12 protein-coding genes and 1 pseudogene are annotated in these 16,154 nt (G+C 51.0%); all 13 read right to left on the bottom strand.

Annotated elements, in window-relative coordinates; translation table 11 throughout:
* Positions 1-5: 5 nt before the first annotated feature.
* On the bottom strand, positions 6-1,070 hold the full coding sequence (locus E1958_RS09695; protein ID WP_133511709.1) for a glycerol-3-phosphate dehydrogenase/oxidase: 1,065 nt from the start codon (positions 1,068-1,070) through the stop codon (positions 6-8).
* A gap of 6 nt (positions 1,071-1,076) precedes the next feature.
* Positions 1,077-2,126, bottom strand: a complete 1,050-nt coding sequence (locus E1958_RS09700; protein WP_133511710.1) for a Gfo/Idh/MocA family protein — start codon at positions 2,124-2,126, stop codon at positions 1,077-1,079.
* Positions 2,127-2,375: 249 nt separating this feature from the next.
* Positions 2,376-2,684: pseudogene (locus E1958_RS09705) on the bottom strand (integrase core domain-containing protein); the annotation flags it as partial.
* Complete coding sequence (locus E1958_RS09710; RefSeq protein WP_243448271.1) at positions 2,636-2,944, bottom strand: DUF4351 domain-containing protein; 309 nt, start codon at positions 2,942-2,944, stop codon at positions 2,636-2,638. The gene E1958_RS09710 and the pseudogene E1958_RS09705, both read right to left, overlap by 49 nt.
* Before the next feature lie 1,204 nt (positions 2,945-4,148).
* The gene (locus tag E1958_RS09720; protein ID WP_133511711.1) at positions 4,149-5,345 is read right to left on the bottom strand and encodes a glycosyltransferase; all 1,197 of its coding nucleotides are present in this window, start codon (positions 5,343-5,345) and stop codon (positions 4,149-4,151) included.
* A 56-nt stretch (positions 5,346-5,401) separates the two neighbouring features.
* Positions 5,402-6,454 carry a GDP-mannose 4,6-dehydratase gene (gene gmd, locus E1958_RS09725; protein ID WP_133511712.1) on the bottom strand — a complete coding sequence of 351 codons (1,053 nt, stop codon included), beginning with the start codon at positions 6,452-6,454 and terminating at the stop codon, positions 5,402-5,404.
* 248 nt (positions 6,455-6,702) lie between these two features.
* Positions 6,703-7,389 carry a glycosyltransferase family protein gene (locus E1958_RS09730; protein WP_133511713.1) on the bottom strand — a complete coding sequence of 229 codons (687 nt, stop codon included), beginning with the start codon at positions 7,387-7,389 and terminating at the stop codon, positions 6,703-6,705.
* 336 nt (positions 7,390-7,725) lie between these two features.
* A complete protein-coding gene (locus E1958_RS09735; RefSeq protein WP_133511714.1) occupies positions 7,726-9,141 on the bottom strand; it encodes an O-antigen ligase family protein in 1,416 nt (471 codons plus the stop codon).
* 115 nt (positions 9,142-9,256) lie between these two features.
* Positions 9,257-9,973: an FkbM family methyltransferase gene (locus E1958_RS09740; protein WP_165741492.1), complete on the bottom strand. Its 717-nt coding sequence runs from the start codon at positions 9,971-9,973 to the stop codon at positions 9,257-9,259.
* Positions 9,974-10,016: 43 nt separating this feature from the next.
* Positions 10,017-11,528, bottom strand: a complete 1,512-nt coding sequence (locus tag E1958_RS09745; protein ID WP_133511716.1) for a hypothetical protein — start codon at positions 11,526-11,528, stop codon at positions 10,017-10,019.
* A gap of 1 nt (position 11,529) precedes the next feature.
* Positions 11,530-13,008, bottom strand: a complete 1,479-nt coding sequence (locus tag E1958_RS09750; protein WP_133511717.1) for a B12-binding domain-containing radical SAM protein — start codon at positions 13,006-13,008, stop codon at positions 11,530-11,532.
* Between the two features lie 195 nt (positions 13,009-13,203).
* Complete coding sequence (locus E1958_RS09755) at positions 13,204-14,733, bottom strand: class I adenylate-forming enzyme family protein (RefSeq protein ID WP_133511718.1); 1,530 nt, start codon at positions 14,731-14,733, stop codon at positions 13,204-13,206.
* Positions 14,734-14,908: 175 nt separating this feature from the next.
* Positions 14,909-15,811 carry an Rpn family recombination-promoting nuclease/putative transposase gene (locus E1958_RS09760; protein ID WP_133511719.1) on the bottom strand — a complete coding sequence of 301 codons (903 nt, stop codon included), beginning with the start codon at positions 15,809-15,811 and terminating at the stop codon, positions 14,909-14,911.
* Positions 15,812-16,154: the final 343 nt, after the last annotated feature.

Below are 16,154 nucleotides of genomic sequence, written 5' to 3' on the forward strand. Positions count from 1 at the left end.
TTAGATTATTGGATCTGATTGGCAACTTTCCGAGCGAGGGCATGGGCCGTTGTCCATTTGCCGCCGAAAACGTTTATCAACTTGCCCTTGCGTTCTATGGCATATTCTCGTGTCGCTTTACCTGGATCACTTGCTGAATAGAGTAAGGGCCGCAACCCAGCATAGCGTTCGGTAACAAGCTCTGCCCCATTTTGCTTGGGAAAGTAGTGGCCATAGGCCCTTAACAGGTAATGCTCTTCTTCTATAGAGACAGTGATGGGATCAGTTAGCTGCTGTCTAACCTCCGTAGTTCCGGCCAAGGTACTACCCTGCCACGGCAGTACGAAGAAGATCCGTCTCTCATCGGGTATTTCCAGCAAATAGGCCTGTGGACATTCCCGACGAAGCAACAAGTGGCTACCGCGTACCGTATCCAGTTTGTAGTCGGTTGAGAGACCACTCTTTTCCAACAAAGCGGTAGCCCAAGGACCGGTTACATTGATCAAGCGGTCATATTCTATACGATAGGATCCCGCTTGAATCGTACCATTGGCATCCAGTTTGGACACTTCCATTTGTTCGTACAGGTTCGCTCCCAATTGCCGTGCCTGCTCCGCCACCCAAAGGGCTAACTGATGGTCATCCATTTGGCCATCGGAATATTCATAGCCCCCTATCAAACCTTCGCTAAGTAGATGAGGGTCACGCTGCATCAGCTCCTCCGGCCCTATCCAGCATGCGGAAGGTAAGATGCTTTTGCCGGCGAGTCGATCATATAGAAACAGGCCTGAGCCAATCAACCATCGGCCACGACGGGCGCGCCGATAGATGGGTATCACCAAACGTAGTGTTTCGGTCAATTCGGGAACTCGCTCGAGCCACGCATCCCGCTCCCTCAGGGCTTCCCGCACCAGCCGAAACTCATACTGTTCGAGATAACGAAGGCCGCCATGGAGCAATTTTGAGGAGGCCCGGCTGGTTTCGTTCGCCAGTTTGCCACGCTCATACAAATGTACCTTATGTCCGGCTTGAGCACAAACCCAAGCACAACAGAGGCCATTGATGCCACCTCCGATAATGCCGACACGCATCTTTCCTCAATATTCCAATGGTAGAGAAACGGTCTTGCCATCCCGCGCCGAAAGATAGGCAGCAATCAGCAACTCCAACGATTTCAGACCTTCACGCCCGTCGGTCTCGGGTTCTGCCTCCCCACGCAACACATCAATGACATTCTTATAGTAGAGAGGATGACCGAAACCGTAGACCGACGTGGTTTCGTAATTCGCGGCCTGGACCTGCGCATCATAGTCGCGGGGTTCTTCGAATTGCCAAAGTTGGATATCGTTAACGGCAACGCCACCCACTCGCACAGTGCCTTTTTCGCCCAAGATGGTAATAGAGCCTTCCAGATTCTTCGGGTAGGTCAGCATGGTGACGCTCATAGAACCCAAGGCGCCATTGCGCCATTGGATATTTAGTACACCGGCGTCTTCCACCTCAATATCACGTGTCGTGCTCATCATGGCCTGAACCCTGTCGATCGGGCCGATTAGCCAATCCAGCAAATCCACATAGTGACTTGCCTGGTTCATGAAAGCGCCACCATCGAATTCCCAGGTACCACGCCATGCTGCTTGGTCGTAATACTCTTGCGGCCGGGTCCAGAAAACGTTTAGATGGACCATGTGGATACGACCGAAGCGCTTTTCGTCGATAGCACGTTTGAGAAGTTGGAGCGTGGTATTGCACCGGTTTTGCTTGATAACAAAGAGTCGAACACCAGCTTCATCACAGGCCTTGACCATTCGCCGTCCATCCAGCCAACGTGTGGCCATGGGTTTTTCGGTCATCACATGAACGCCATGGCTTGCCGCCAGCACAGCCTGATCGGGATGAGTGCCGCTGGGCGTGCAAAGCGCAACCAAGTCCAATTGCTCGTTATTGAGCATCTGCTCCATGCTACCGTAACCCGGAACTTGGTATTTTTCGATATGGCTTTCCAAAGTGCCGGCAGTGTTATCGCAAATGGCAACGAGTTCCATGTTATCAGCATGTTTTTCCAGGGAACCGAAATGGTTTTTCGAAATACGGCCGCAACCGACGATACCGATGCGAATTTTCCTATTTTGGATACTGTGATACATGGTGCGCGCCTTTATTTTTCGCTCTGGTTGTTAACATACCAAGCCATCGTTTCCCTCAGGCCTTCTTCGATGGTATGACTAGGTGAATACCAAGTAAATTGGATGCCTTACTGATATCGGCCAGAGAGTGGCGTACATCACCAGAACGAAAATCACGGTAAACCGGTTCTTTGTGCAAGAAACGGCCTTCATGCTCAGAACTGGCCAGGATATCCCGAATTAGGTCGAAAAGCTCGTTGAGACTAGTACCTAGTTGTCAAGTCCCGGCAGATTATAGACACGTTTTTTGAAGAGGTTTGGCTGTTTTTGGTACCAATTTTTCATCGCCTGAAAGGGGGAAATATGGCCTAACGCCTTTTGGGGAATGTGTTGATTATAGACCTGAACGTAGCGTTTGATGGTCTCGGCCAAGTGCTCGGCGGAGTCGAAGCGGGTGGTGCGCAAGACGTCGGCGATACGGCCGTTGAAGTGTTCGATCATGCCGTTGGTCTGCGGGGTTCTGGGCGTGATCAGGCAATGGTCGATGTGGTTGTCGGCACAGACCCGGTCGAAGGCGTGGGCTGTGCCTGATGCAGGATGCGCAGCCAAGCGGTTCCATCAGGACAGGAGAGGAGTGCATCGCCGAGTTCCTCCAGCTGCAGGGGGTCGGAAATCGCCGTCAAGAGCGATTCGGCCTGCGCAGCGATCGCCGGACCGAAGCGGCGGCGGGCCTGGCGGGTGAACAGGTGACGTGTTTCTCGGCGGCCTTGTTCCAGGCCCTGCTCCAGTCCCTGGCGTTTCCATTGGTCGATCCAGCTTCCTACGCGATTAAATAACATGTTGTGTACCTCATGCAAATCGGTCATGGACTCAAATTCGACGCCCACAAGTCGCTTGGGGAGAAAAACTCGGTTGAGTTAGGAGCCTGTCCGACTTACGACTGTTCTACTGCGGAATCGAGGAGACCGGTCAGATTTTTCGCTTGATCGAGGCGAATAGTAGGCCTATTTAGCGAGATCAAGCGGAAAATCTGACTCGGTCCCTTGATCCCTCGCTACGAATGCGCAAGCCGGACAGGCTCCTAGACGGTAAAGGCCCGCCGCAGACCGGTTTGCTCCGGTGCCTTGAGCCACTCGACCAGGGCATGGAGGATGGTTAGTACCTCCTCGGGCGTGCGGCTGGCCTCGAGCCGGAAGAGCGCGGGGCTTAGAGGCTGTCTAAAAATTAAGATACTGATTTTAGGGCATAAAATCTGTAAATTTGCGCTCGTTCCCACGCTCCAGCGTGGGAACCCTGTCTTGTCCGCTCCAGTGGACTCAGCTCCTCTGTACTGATAGGCGTTGGCGGTTAGCCTACCGAGGCACTTAATCGACGCTGGAGCGTCGGGAGCTGCTCCCACGCTGGAGCGTGGGGAGCCAGCCGAAAGTCAATGCCATTAGAAAATCAATAGGTTAGTTTTTAGACAGCCTCTAAGATTTCTCCCTCCGGTCGAAATGACAACCAACAAAACGCGATGAAATAGCCCACATCGAGCCCCTCAAACGTCCATCAAAGGACGCTTGATGGACTACTCGTACCTAGTGTAGTGCGCCATTCTGTTTGGAACTTAAGCGGCGATTGCGCGCGTCGGGCGTCAAATCGATCGCGGCGCCATTCGCATTCTCTGCCTCTTGTCTGCATCGGCTCTCTACAACCGACCAGGAGCGGCTTTGTTAGTTCTACTATTTACAGCGCACTACACTAGTTTCACTTGATTTTGCAAATCGATGACCTTCGAGGATGAACCACCCGCGCCAAAATCACCGGGTCGTTAAGTGGTGAATCCTGATCGGCTCATTGATGGCGGGAGAATGTTTGTTTCACCACAGAGGCACCAAGGACACAGAGAAGACACCGAGGAAACTTTCTTTTCTCTGTGTTCTCTGTGCCTCTGTGGTGAATAAAGAATTTTTCCCCGTCTTAAGTGGTTCCAGCAGCGTTTCTGCAATATCAAGCGAAACGGGATACCAGGGGTCTTACCTCAACTACCCGGTTAACCGCGCGTTAGGTGCTTGCACGGCCCCGGTCCCGAGCCCTGGAATTGAGCAAGCTCACGACCTCCTCTTTCATCCGCTGCAAGAAGACATCCTCACCGAACTGCCGGACATGCGATTGAATCCAAAGGGGATCGAAACGATCCGCGATCTGCTCAAAGGAATCGATCGCGCTCTGTAAGCTGGCGCGGCTGGCTTCGTGAAAGAAAAGTCCGGAGGACTTCGACAGCGCTTCCCGGTTTTCGATCACGGTCTCCAATGCCCCGCCGCGTCCCAGGGCGATTACGGGCACACCATGCGCCATCACCTCCAATGGAACCAGCCCGAAATCCTCTTCGCCGGGGAACAATAATGCCTTTGCGCCGAGGATATAACGTCGGATTTCATCCCACGGAAGTCTACCTGTGAAGCGGATATTGGGTTTCGCCCTCGCCATGAGCCGGCACCGCTCACTCCCCTCGCCGACTATGACTAATTCGCGACCATTCGAATTGAAGGTATCCACCAGAAGGCCAATGTTCTTGTACGGGGTAATGGCCCCAAGAGATAGGTAGTAAACCCGGTCGCGCGGAGGGACGCGCACCAAGTTCTCTGCGCTGAACAGGTCGAGTGGAATTGGGCACGGGACCACCGCCGCCTCCCGTCCGTAGAAACGGCGCACGCGTTCGCGCACATTCCGAGAGTTCGCGACATAGTGGTCTACCTTGTCCACCGTAGTCAGATCCCAACGGCGCAAGGCCGCGAAGGCAAAACGCGCCGCGGGCCGGGCCAGCCTTGGCATCGCATCGAGGTAACATTGCGTATAGCCCCAGCAGTAGCGCATAGGAGTATTGATATAGCACAGATGGGGGATTCCCAACGGATTAGCGATACCTTTCGCGGGCCCGGATTCGGAGGATAGGATAAGGTCGTATCGATCACGTAGCCGCAGGGATTTGATCCCTAGCGGATACAAAGGAAACAGCTTCTGGTAGTGGCGGCGCACGAAGCGGTTATCGAGGGCCGAGGTAAAAACCCGGTGGCCCGCCAGGAGCGATCCGCAGACCGACTCCTCGAAAAACAAGGTATAGATATCGGCACGCGGGAAGAGCTTTAACAAGGACGCAATAACTTTTTCGGCTCCCCGCTGAGTAACGAACCAATGGTGAACAACAGCTACCTTGAGGGGTTCCAGATTAGAAGGAGAGGCTTTCCTGTCAATCAACATGAGGACCCCTTAGAAAAATAGAGTTTTCGTAAACGGCACTGGATTCTTCAAGGTCCCTACAACAACTGTTTTTGCTTTTCGACCAGTTTCAGATCGGATTCCATCATCATACTAACCAACTCCTCGAAGGAAACCTTAGGTTGCCATCCCAGCTTTTCTCTGGCTTTAGTGGCATCACCCCGGAGCTCATCGACTTCCGCGGGTCGGTAAAAGCGGGGGTCGATTTTTACCAGGATCCTGCCGGTTTTGGTATCACGACCAATTTCGTTTTGTTCGCACCCTTCCCAGGCGAGATCGAAATCACAAAGAGCCGCGGCTTTTTCTACAAAGGATCTAACTGTGTGCATCTGACCTGTAGCAATAACAAAATCATCGGGTTCCTTTAATTGCAGCATCCGCCATATGGCTTCTACATAATCCCCTGCGAAGCCCCAGTCGCGCTGGGTATTGAGGTTGCCCAAAAACAGGGTCTGCTGCATGTCGTGTTTGATGCAGGCCAGGGAGTAGGTAATTTTTCGGGTGACAAAGTTTTTGCCCCGACGCGGTGATTCATGATTGAATAATATACCGTTACTGGCATGGATATCGTAAGATTCTCTGTAGTTTTTTACGATCCAGAACCCATAGAGCTTAGCGATGCCGTAAGGACTGCGAGGATAAAAAGGTGTTCTTTCGGTTTGAGGTTTCTCTTGGGCGAGACCGTAAAGCTCGGAGGTGGAAGCTTGATAGAAACGTGCCTCAAGTTTATTGATACGTATGGCCTCAAGAAGTCTTAATACTCCTGTGCCGGTAACATCAGTGGTAAATTCCGGCTGGTCAAATGAGATACGCACATGGCTTTGGGCAGCGAGATTGTAAACCTCTGTAGGTTTAACCAGGGAAATGATTCTGTTAAGACTGCCGGAATCACAAAGGTCGCCGTAATATAATTCAAAGACTCGGCCCCTTTGCCTGGCTCTGTCACGTATTTCTTCTATGCGGCTGCGGTTATGCTGTGAGTTCCTTCTAACAATTCCATGTACATCGTAATCCTTTTTTAAAAGCAACTCAGCTAAATAACTACCGTCCTGACCGGTAATCCCGGTAATCAGAGCAACTCTGTCTTTCATATTATTAAGCTCCTCGTATCGAGTATCGATCCGGTTTTGGTAGTTTTTGGATTGGACTTTTTTATCCATTGTGTGTTGTTTAGGGCACTTTGAAAAATACGATTTTTGTCAACGGCGCACTTGAATAATCAGTGGATTAGAGTCGCCTGATCGGTGAAAACGCCTATTTTTCAAGGTACCCTTTATGTACCAGTCAACCGTAAGGTCGAGCCCATGTCATAGAATTTACCACTACCCAATTCCGCCGACTAAGGAACAAGCGACGTATACAGATCAATATAGGAACGTCCGATTCTCTTCCAGGAATACTCGTATGCTACGCTTAGCGACTTCTCTTGCATTGCTCTCAAAGCCTGCGGGTGATCCAAGAAGTGACACGCGATATTTGCTGCCTCCTCCGGAGATCCGGCATTGGCTACCGCTTCCCGGATGGTGTGCGGAGTAATGTCCGTCGTATTACTGATGACCGCAACGCCATGCGCAAAGAGAGCTAACACCGAGCTGCGCCTTTCGGTAAGCCCATCAGGAAACGGCAAATATCCAAGGGCGCTCTTGCGCAGGAGAGCCGACACGTCCCCCTCATCCAGCCCGAACATACACTCGATACCCACACTTCGAGCCTGGTGAATTATCCTTGAACAGTAAGCCTTCCATTTACCCGTCGTCTTCCCGATTAAAATAATGGCAGCACTGCCATTGTGTTGCCGCAAAAGCCGTGCGAATCTCAAAAACTCCTCTAGGCCTTTATTCGGACGGATAAGCCCGAAGAAAACAATGTATTTTCTATCATGCCAATCGGCTACGATCGCCCCATCCGGCGGCAGTATACTGCTTCCGATTGGTATGACACTCGATTTTTTACTTATTGCAGGGAAAAGGCTTTTACAAAAACTTTGCTCAAACGAGTTGGTGAACACGATCCAGCGTGAAAACATGAGCAGCGGAACCAGAGCGATCCGGCGGAGCAACCTCGTTTGACTTGCCTCGTGCAAAGTAACCAGGGAACATTTGTATCGAAAGGCGAGAAACTGCGGACAGAGACTCCACTTGTACCCGAGCGAGGGATACTGTATGTGATACAAATCATACTTCCCTATCCGGTGTATTCCGCACCTCTTACAAAAAAAACCGCCCATCCCCAGCGGGAACACATCTACAATAACACCCTGCGAACGCAACTCCCGGACTAATCGACTGGAGAAATCGCCAACGCCACATACTTGCGGGGGGAAAGAACCCGTAATCATGGCAACATTCACCGTCGCTGCTCCCTATGCCTCTTGGGTCGCAATGCCATAACGATCCTTCTCTCTCGGTTCGGTTAGAGTGGCTATCGCCATCAGCATGCCGAGCCAGAACCAAAAATGCAGGTATACAAACGTGAACCCAGTAAAAAGATCAAGAAATATCATTAACCCAAAAGAAATAATGATTGATAGACAGGTCGCGTACAGTGTAGGATGCATTCTAAAGTGGTCCCTCATAACAATTATCCGAACCATTGCCTTCCGGAAAGGGATAATGACTGCGAAAAAGAATGCGGTGAATCCGATTATCCCGACGTTCACTAACAGAAAAACGACTGTGTCGTGACAAAACGTGGTTCCAAATCCAAGGCCAAGTAGGGGATACATCTCGAAATATTCCGTGGCGATCACTACCGATAGCCACCTCTCTCCGGCTGAGGAGGAGCCGAATTTCTCCAGCACTATCCTCTCAAAGGCAGTAACGAAACCAGGAGAACTCACCCATGCTACATAGAAAATGGTAAGGGCGAGGATCAAGCCAAGGGTAGTGGCTTCCAATACTCTGCGCAATCTCAGAACGGGCGTAATCAGAAGAAACAAAACACCGAGTGCGACAATCCCGATATAGGCGGAGAAAGAAGTGCTCAGAACCAGCGTTGTCACGACGAGCAGGAGAACCGCAAAGTCGACTCGAGGCCGCAACAGTGGGACTCCTGTGACGACATGCGCCGCCAGGACCGACAAAACGGTAAGCAGGTATTTTGAAAGTGCATAAGGTCCAACCTGAACCGAGGTAAGTCTCCTTAACTCCAGCGCTCTGAATTCTTGCTTCAATGCTCCTAACACGGACGGATCGATACTGTTGTTGAAGAGGACTTCGGGATAGGGCAACGATAACCTATATACAATAAACTGGTAAATACCCCACAAGGCAACAAACGCACCGGATATTACATAGACTCTAAGGCTTGCACGGAGTAGGTCTGCTTTCCGTGCATGGTTTCCAACGAAGAGCGCAAACAGCACGCCAAACGCAAGATACCCGGTCTGGGTTACATTCTGGCCTCGAAAGGTGAGCGGGGTTTCTTCAAAAAAATCCAGTGATGGATACCGTACAGCTATCGCACCATCAATCCATAAGGGCATTACCACCGCGCTAACGATGGCCACGCCGAGAAACAACAAGAGCATAAAAGAACCGCTTAATCTTGCGAACTTGTAATCTCTCCGGAGGATAAAAAACGCTTGCTGGATCATCCATATCGCCCCCACTGCTGTCGGTACCTGTAGTGCCGCGCCGTCGCCGAAATCCGTATTGGCTACGGCAGTCGCGGTGAAGGGTATGAAGAACACGGAAAGTGCATAGGACCACTTCTGATGGAATAGCGCCACAAAAAAGGCAATAGCTAATATGAGCGAGCCGGAGACTGTAAAGGGCATCTTGAAAAATAGGCGTTTTCATCGATCAAGCGACTCTAACCCATTGATTGTAGAAGCGTGCTGTTGACGAGAATCGTATTTTTCAAGGTGCCCTAAAGGAGATCCTAGGTGTCATTCAAATGCTTAAGTCAGGGAAAAAGAAGAAATTATTGACATAGCGCCGGCCTGCGGGATGTGCTATGGGCGCCAATTGATGCTTTTCGACATCAAAACCGTCGATATCACAATAGCGACCTTCCTCGTAAAAGGCCCCCCGATATCCTAATGATAAGAGCTCGTGAATCACATCATCGACGGAGACTCCCCTCAGATGCCTTTGTTCGATTTCGACCATCAATATAGGACGTTCCCTGGTGATGGTCGCCTTGCCTCCGCGTATGACGTCCAATTCGTGCCCTTCCACATCGATCTTGATAAATCCGACATCGCGAAACGAGAAATCATCGAGACGTCGGACAGGGACTTCGATAACCCTGTAGTCGACATTCCCCGCGGGTCGGATGAAGCTCCCGTAGCCAGTTATCTGCTTGCGTTTGATAATAGGTATAAATAGCTCTCGCGACCCCTCGGTACTTGATAGTCTAACGGTGTGAATCGCAATATTCCCGGCACGGTATTGCCGCAGTGTGCGCGCGCAGGATGGGTTTGGCTCGAACGCCTCCACGGAATCACACAGGCGTGAAAGGATTAAAGAAAAGATGCCGTGGTTCGCCCCAACGTCGATCGCACGATTACAATGGATGAGCCGTGATCTCAGAACCCGCTCTTCCGGCAACCTGTTCGTCAGGCGGTGTTTCCAGTAACGAGCAACTACTTCATAACGCTTCAACATTATAAAGTATATCCAAGTGAAAAGTTTAAGCCGAAATGAGGTACTAGGGTGGCCAATAGGAATTCCTGGCACGGACGGTGTCATCAATGGCCAGCGAGAGCCGCGATAGGTTGTCATCCTCCATCACTTCGGGATAGGTGAGTACGTCCGTAAAAGTGCCTTCATAGGAGTTCCGGTACAGGTTCGCCAGGAACTCCAGTCTTTTTTCCCTAGCGTTATCGGAGTCGACCGGCTCGGTGCCGTCATGCAGTGTGTGTTGGATTATGCCAGGCAACTCACGGATATTCTTGCAGAACCCGACAGATGGCAATTCATTGAAAAACAGCGGCGCAAAGGTTATTGCAGGCTTTCCGAGGAGCCCCGCCTCGTAGGCCATGGTACCTGCCACCGTTAGTACGGCGGATGCTCCGCCCAGCAGCGCATAGCTGTCGGCCCTTGGGTCGATTACATGCACCTTCGGAAGGCGCTTCACCCGTGAATAGAAAAAAACCCCGCGTTCGCCGATGGCATTGGAATGCTCTTTTACAAACAGACTATGGGACGCAGGCAGGGAGCGAACAATGTTACGGATCAGCTCGAGTTGATTGGAATAAAAGTCGCCAAGCACGTCGATACTGGACTCGGGCTGCTTATGAATAGGAAACAAGACATAAGGGGGCGCATCTTTTGCCTGCACTCCGGAGAAGGGTGAGTTGATATGCAACATCAACCGATTCGTGAGTTCTTTTGCTTTGTTCGTTACCAGGTACCTGGTGGTAGCACGGGTTGGATCGGAGTTGCCGATCCGAAGGTCGTCAACGATGTTGGCTACGCCCTTTGGGAGCCATTGCCGTTTAAAAAACTTTTTTTGGTTAAATCGGGTCCAATATTCAGGTTTAGGTTTCTCTTCTTCAAATCTTGCGAGAAAGGGCCGAACCCAGGAAAGAGCGGCATCCGGTTCCGGCGGATCATTCGGGCACCTGATCTGCGACTGGTTCCATCCGCGAAAAAACGCGAAACGAGAGTCGGGAATCCGTATCCCGAGAGGAAATAAATAGGGTATTTCCATTTGTCGGCAGGTAAGCGACGCCAGCAAGTCATATGCCAGAGTCGGCTCGCCGATAACGAACTCGATGTGTTTGCCGGAGAAAAAGCGTTGCAGCAGTACGTAGAGTCCGAGCAAATAGGTTATAGAGAAATCCGGGGCTTTCTCCCGCAGGAATCGATCCATCAGGATCATGTTGGTTATGGTGAAACCGAAAGTGCGCTCGGTATTGGCCAGCATCTCCGTTGCCTCACGCCGCTCGCGCGCGGACAACATCCCTTGTCGGGTGGCGATTGTTTCATCGAGAATGTCGTCTTCCGGAATACCACGCTGTTGGAGCCACGATTTCCAGAAAGGACTTGGACAGAGCCAATAAATGTGATGTCCCAGAGGCCCCAATCTTTCCGCCAAATGGTGGAGAAGGGGGGTACGAGCTGACATAACGGAAAAGCAGATATTGGCCATAAGCGAAAAAAAGATGGTCGGCAAAGAAGAGGAAAAACAACGAATCACGCGAAAGGGTGAAACCAAGTCAGGCTGCTACTCTTACGGTTCCGTCTTCTGCTCTTATATAGCCATTAGGGAGCATAAACTCACTGTAACAATGGCCATAATGTTTATACCGGACATCCATGAATTTTTTGCGCCAATCTGCTAAATCTTCCAAGGTCATCTTATAGGGTTTAATAAAAGGCTCCTGTTGGTGTGGTTTAAACGGCACTTTCCAATAGTCCTTAGGATCGAATTTTTCGATAAATAAATTGTCCCTTACACATTGATCGAAAATGGGGGTGCCGGGATAGGGAGCAAGGACCCCTACATTGGCTCTATCCGGCTTGATTGCATTTATCAGATCCAGGGTTTCCTGTAGAGTTTCATTCGTATCTTCCGGAAAACCCATGATCCAGTTCGTCCCTATGTTGACCTTATATCTCCTCAAGCTCTCAACAACAGCGGAAATTTTATCTCTACTGATCGGCTTCTTGATCACTTCGGTTCTCATGTATTCCGAGCCGTGCTCGATATTGAGGTTTATTGAAACCAGCCCTGCTGCTACCAGATGATCGATGGCCTTGTCATTGCAGGCATTGACATACCCACCGGTAATATCGAATTGAATATCGAGCCCTCTGCTCACAATCTCTCTGCATATATTGATGACATGGGTATTATCAACCAGGAGATTGTCGTCTTGAAATCTAAAGTAATTCATTCCTCTCTCGTTTACAAGGTAGGATAGCTCATCGGCAAACTTCCCTGCGCTCAGGCGGCGTAATTTACGTCCCTGCATCAGGTGTAAATCACAAAAAGTGCATTTATATGGGCAGCCCCGCTCGGAAAATATGTTTATGATATTCTTGAGGTCGTGCCCTTTGGGATTGAAGTAATTGCTCAAATCCATTTCGTACTCACTGAAATCCACGAGATCCCAGGCCGGCATCGGCAGGTCCTCATAATCGACTCTGTCCCGAGTCTCGTTGACGTTGACGACACCATCTGCATCTCTGAAAGCGAAACCGGCAAGCTCTCTTAAGTTCCCCAGGTTTGAGGCTTCCATTCGATCAGCCAGCTCGACGAGTTGTTTTTCACCTTCTCCAATCGCAACATAATCAAACTCGAGGGCATTTGATAAAATTTCGTAAGGAAAAGTCGTGGGATGGATCCCACCGGTGATTATTTTAATTTCAGGGGCGTGCTCCTTTATAAAGCGCGCAAGCTCCCACGCATAGGGGAAATCACCTCCGAACAGAAAAGAGATGCCGACGAGCGGCAGTTTTTCTTTCTTGATGATTTCCAAAACGGTATCATATGAATACTGCAGTGGATCCGGCATTGCGTCAACGGTGCTGGTCGCAAACTCCCGCACGATGGGAGTATGTCCGGCTTCTCTGAGAACCGCCGCCAATATAAGCAAGGCCGCTGACGGCATGATATCTTCTTTGTCTGTGACTTTTGTTTCTATCCGTGAACTATGAAATGGACGATATGGAGCAACTAGTAATACTTTCATTTTTGTTGCCTCATCTTAGTATCAGGTTTTGTGGGAGTGGGGTGTTTAGCTTGCCTTGTCACGGGGGTAATAATTGACTTTTTATAGATCCGGATGTAACCGCAATGCCATTAAATCAAGCCTCAAAGCCCCTCTCACTTCTGGGTAGCGCATGCGTCTCGCCTGTCACTTGCAGGTCAATGCCATTCTTAACTCTCATTCACCACGGAGCATCATCCTCAGGGCAAGTGTCCAATCCTCATTCATGGCATTGTACTTCTCACGCAACGACTGTTTCGAGAGTTTGCCCGAGTGGGTGAGCGGCAGGTTATCAACGAAAAAATATTTCAGCGGACGCTGAAAGGGCGCCAGATGCCGGTCGGCAACCCCGCGCAGCTCCCTTTCCATATTATCCACATTTTCTTCCCTATCGGCTACGCAGACGGCGACCACGACCTCGCCCAGCAGGCGGTCGTCCACCCCGATGACCGCGACCTCTTTTATTGCCGGCTGCCCGAGAAGGACCTTTTCGATGTCACCGGGATAGATGTTGATCCCACCGGAGATGATGATGTCCTTCTTGCGCGAGACATACGAGAGGAAGCCGTCCTCGTCCAGGCTACCCAGGTCTCCGGTGAGGAAATAGCCGTCCTTCATGGCCGCCCGGGTCAGATCGGACCGGCCATAATACCCCTCGAAAGATAAGGGTGTCTTTACTGCAATTTCACCAATGGCATTATAGCTTAGCTCATTGCCGGCGTCATCGAGGATCCTGACGCCGACCCCCTTACAGGGAAATCCAACCGTCGCGTACTTTTCCCCCGCATATTCGGGGGCCAGGTCGGTGGCGATGGCGACCTCCGTGGCACCATAGATCTCATGGAAACGGCAGCCCACCGTCCGGAAGAGCCGGCCCTTGAAGTCGACATCGATCGGCGCGGAGGAGGTCACGATGATCTTCAGGGAGTCGATCCGTCCGCTACCATCCAGTAAATAGTCCTTCAGGGTATAGAGATGGGAGGATACGCCGATTACGAAGCTGACCCGGTTTTCTTCTACCAGATCGAGCCATTTTTTCGGCGTGAACCGTGACAGATGGACCAAGGTAGCCCCCATCAGGAGCGGAACATAGACCAGCCGTTGCCCAAGGGAGTGAAAATAGGGGGAGGCACACAAGACCACATCGTCGGATGTCAACTGGTACAGGTCCCAGGTCTGCCGGGCCCGTGCGACCTTTACCTCTTGCGACAGCATGATCGGCTTCGGGGCACCGGTGGAGCCGGAAGATAGGGTAATGAGAAAGTCCTTTTGATCCGACCAGGGGAAAACCGTATCCAAGTCCCCTTCCTCCTCGTACCCGGTGATCTCATCCGTGGTCAGGAATTCCATATCGCCTCGATCGCAGGCCCGGATCTTGCGTTCGAATGCCGGCTCATAGATGACCCTGTCGACGTCGGTTGCCTGCCAGCAGGCCAGCAATTGTTCCGGCAGCAGCTGCGGGTTGGTCGGGACACAGGCGCCGTCGAGACGGGCAATGGCCAAAGAGAGGCTGATGCTGTGAAAGGGGTCCTCCGTCAGCAGGGCTATCCTAGGACGTTTCTGTTGTCCGGCAAACAGATAAGTGGCCCAACGGTCCGCTTGCCGGAGCAGGGTTTCATAGGAATAGCGGGCGTCCCCGCTGATCAGGGCGGTTTTTTGCGCAAAGTGTTGCGCCTGGTCCCTGAAGAGATCATAAAGGTATGTCATAAACTCTCGCGTATAAGGGCCGTGAAATCTGAAAGCCACACCGTTTAAGCCTAACGAAATAATCTGTTACGCCGGAAGATTTCTCCTGGGGTTGCAGGTACCAAGCCGTATAAATTGCTGACGTCGGGGGACCTGCACAGCACCATGGCGTGGGGTCGATGGAAACAAAATGGGGTTATAATTTCTCGATCTCTTCTATTGTCAAGCCGGTGCTTTGAGAGATGATCTCAGGTGGTACATGTCGTCGTTTCAATTTTCCGGCGATCGTGATTTTCTCTTCTTTTCCCCCCTCTTCTCTGCCTTCTCTTCGCCCTTCTTTTCTCCCCTCTTCTCTGCCTTCTTTTCTCCCCTCGTCTCTCGCTGTGTCGAACGAGTTCTTCAAATCACGATAGGTCTTCAGGCTCCGCTCATATTCGCTGTATTCTTCGTCGTCGAAATTCGCGATTTCCGCTTGCTCAAAGAGCTTGTTAAAGACGCTTTCCTGTAATTTTACCGGTCTGTCCGTCAGGTTCTCGAGATTCTTGATTACATAAAGCCAGTTGTCGAAATGGGTTTCCAATTCGTCGATTGTCTTGGTGAATTTCGGCATTTCGAGATAGATATAGGTCAACTTGTCATAGAAAACCTTTTGTACGCTCTTATCGAATAATTGCACTTCATGATGAAAGACCTGGTCACTGCCCTTGTCTTCGTCGAAGACAAAATCCAGTATGCCGACGGTGTAAACCGATTTCAATTCAAAATCCCAACCGCCCTTTTGGGCTTGACTCCGAATCGGAAAGGTCAAATAGTAAATGCTTCTGTCCTTGAAGTAATTCTGTTTCGCCTGCTGCATCTCGACGATGAACTTTTCACCCCGCTCGTTTTCACAATAAATATCGAAGATGGCTTTCCTCTCACCGGCGGTTCTCCCCAATTGTTCCGGGGAAAGGTAAGTAATATCCCTGATTTCCCCTTCATCTTTACGCAGCAGCTCGGTCAGAAAGTCGATGAGAATATCTTTATTCGGCTCTATGCCGAATAACTTCTTGAAACCGAAATCCGTAAAGGGATTGAGATATTTGTCTTTGACTCGCATACCTTGCTCCATTCATTGCGCAGGCCAAGTAGGTTGGACAACAATGCCATTAAGCTAAGCCGTCATTCTGCCAGGAATTAGTGGAATCCCGTGTAGAAGCCAATGCCATTAAGTTAAGTTTTGTAGGTCGGGTTAGGCGCGCCTTGCGATGCGGGCGTGGGCAACCGAGGTTGAACGCGCCGTAACCCGACATCCCAGGTTGGCTCGCAGCATCGTCTGTCGGGTTACGGCGCGCCCCAATCCTGTGGCCCAACCGAACACCGAAGCACGCGCCTAACCCGACCTACCATGATCAGCGGCTGGCAGCTAACTTAATGGCATTGGTGTAGAAGCGGCGTCCCGC

This window comes from Candidatus Thiosymbion oneisti, assembly GCF_004359955.1.
In the GTDB taxonomy this organism is placed as follows: domain Bacteria; phylum Pseudomonadota; class Gammaproteobacteria; order Chromatiales; family Chromatiaceae; genus Thiosymbion; species Thiosymbion oneisti.

Excerpts from the sequence above, each read along its gene's own strand:
- E1958_RS09760 (WP_133511719.1), bottom strand. The coding sequence starts at position 15,811 with ATGCGAGTCAAAGACAAATATCTCAATCCCTTTACGGATTTCGGTTTC.
- E1958_RS09710 (WP_243448271.1), bottom strand. The coding sequence starts at position 2,944 with ATGTTATTTAATCGCGTAGGAAGCTGGATCGACCAATGGAAACGCCAG.
- gmd (WP_133511712.1), bottom strand. The coding sequence starts at position 6,454 with ATGAAAGACAGAGTTGCTCTGATTACCGGGATTACCGGTCAGGACGGT.
- E1958_RS09695 (WP_133511709.1), bottom strand. The coding sequence starts at position 1,070 with ATGCGTGTCGGCATTATCGGAGGTGGCATCAATGGCCTCTGTTGTGCT.
- E1958_RS09740 (WP_165741492.1), bottom strand. The coding sequence starts at position 9,973 with ATGTTGAAGCGTTATGAAGTAGTTGCTCGTTACTGGAAACACCGCCTG.
- E1958_RS09700 (WP_133511710.1), bottom strand. The coding sequence starts at position 2,126 with ATGTATCACAGTATCCAAAATAGGAAAATTCGCATCGGTATCGTCGGT.
- E1958_RS09720 (WP_133511711.1), bottom strand. The coding sequence starts at position 5,345 with ATGTTGATTGACAGGAAAGCCTCTCCTTCTAATCTGGAACCCCTCAAG.
- E1958_RS09755 (WP_133511718.1), bottom strand. The coding sequence starts at position 14,733 with ATGACATACCTTTATGATCTCTTCAGGGACCAGGCGCAACACTTTGCG.
- E1958_RS09735 (WP_133511714.1), bottom strand. The coding sequence starts at position 9,141 with ATGCCCTTTACAGTCTCCGGCTCGCTCATATTAGCTATTGCCTTTTTT.
- E1958_RS09730 (WP_133511713.1), bottom strand. The coding sequence starts at position 7,389 with ATGTTTTCACGCTGGATCGTGTTCACCAACTCGTTTGAGCAAAGTTTT.
- E1958_RS09750 (WP_133511717.1), bottom strand. The coding sequence starts at position 13,008 with ATGAAAGTATTACTAGTTGCTCCATATCGTCCATTTCATAGTTCACGG.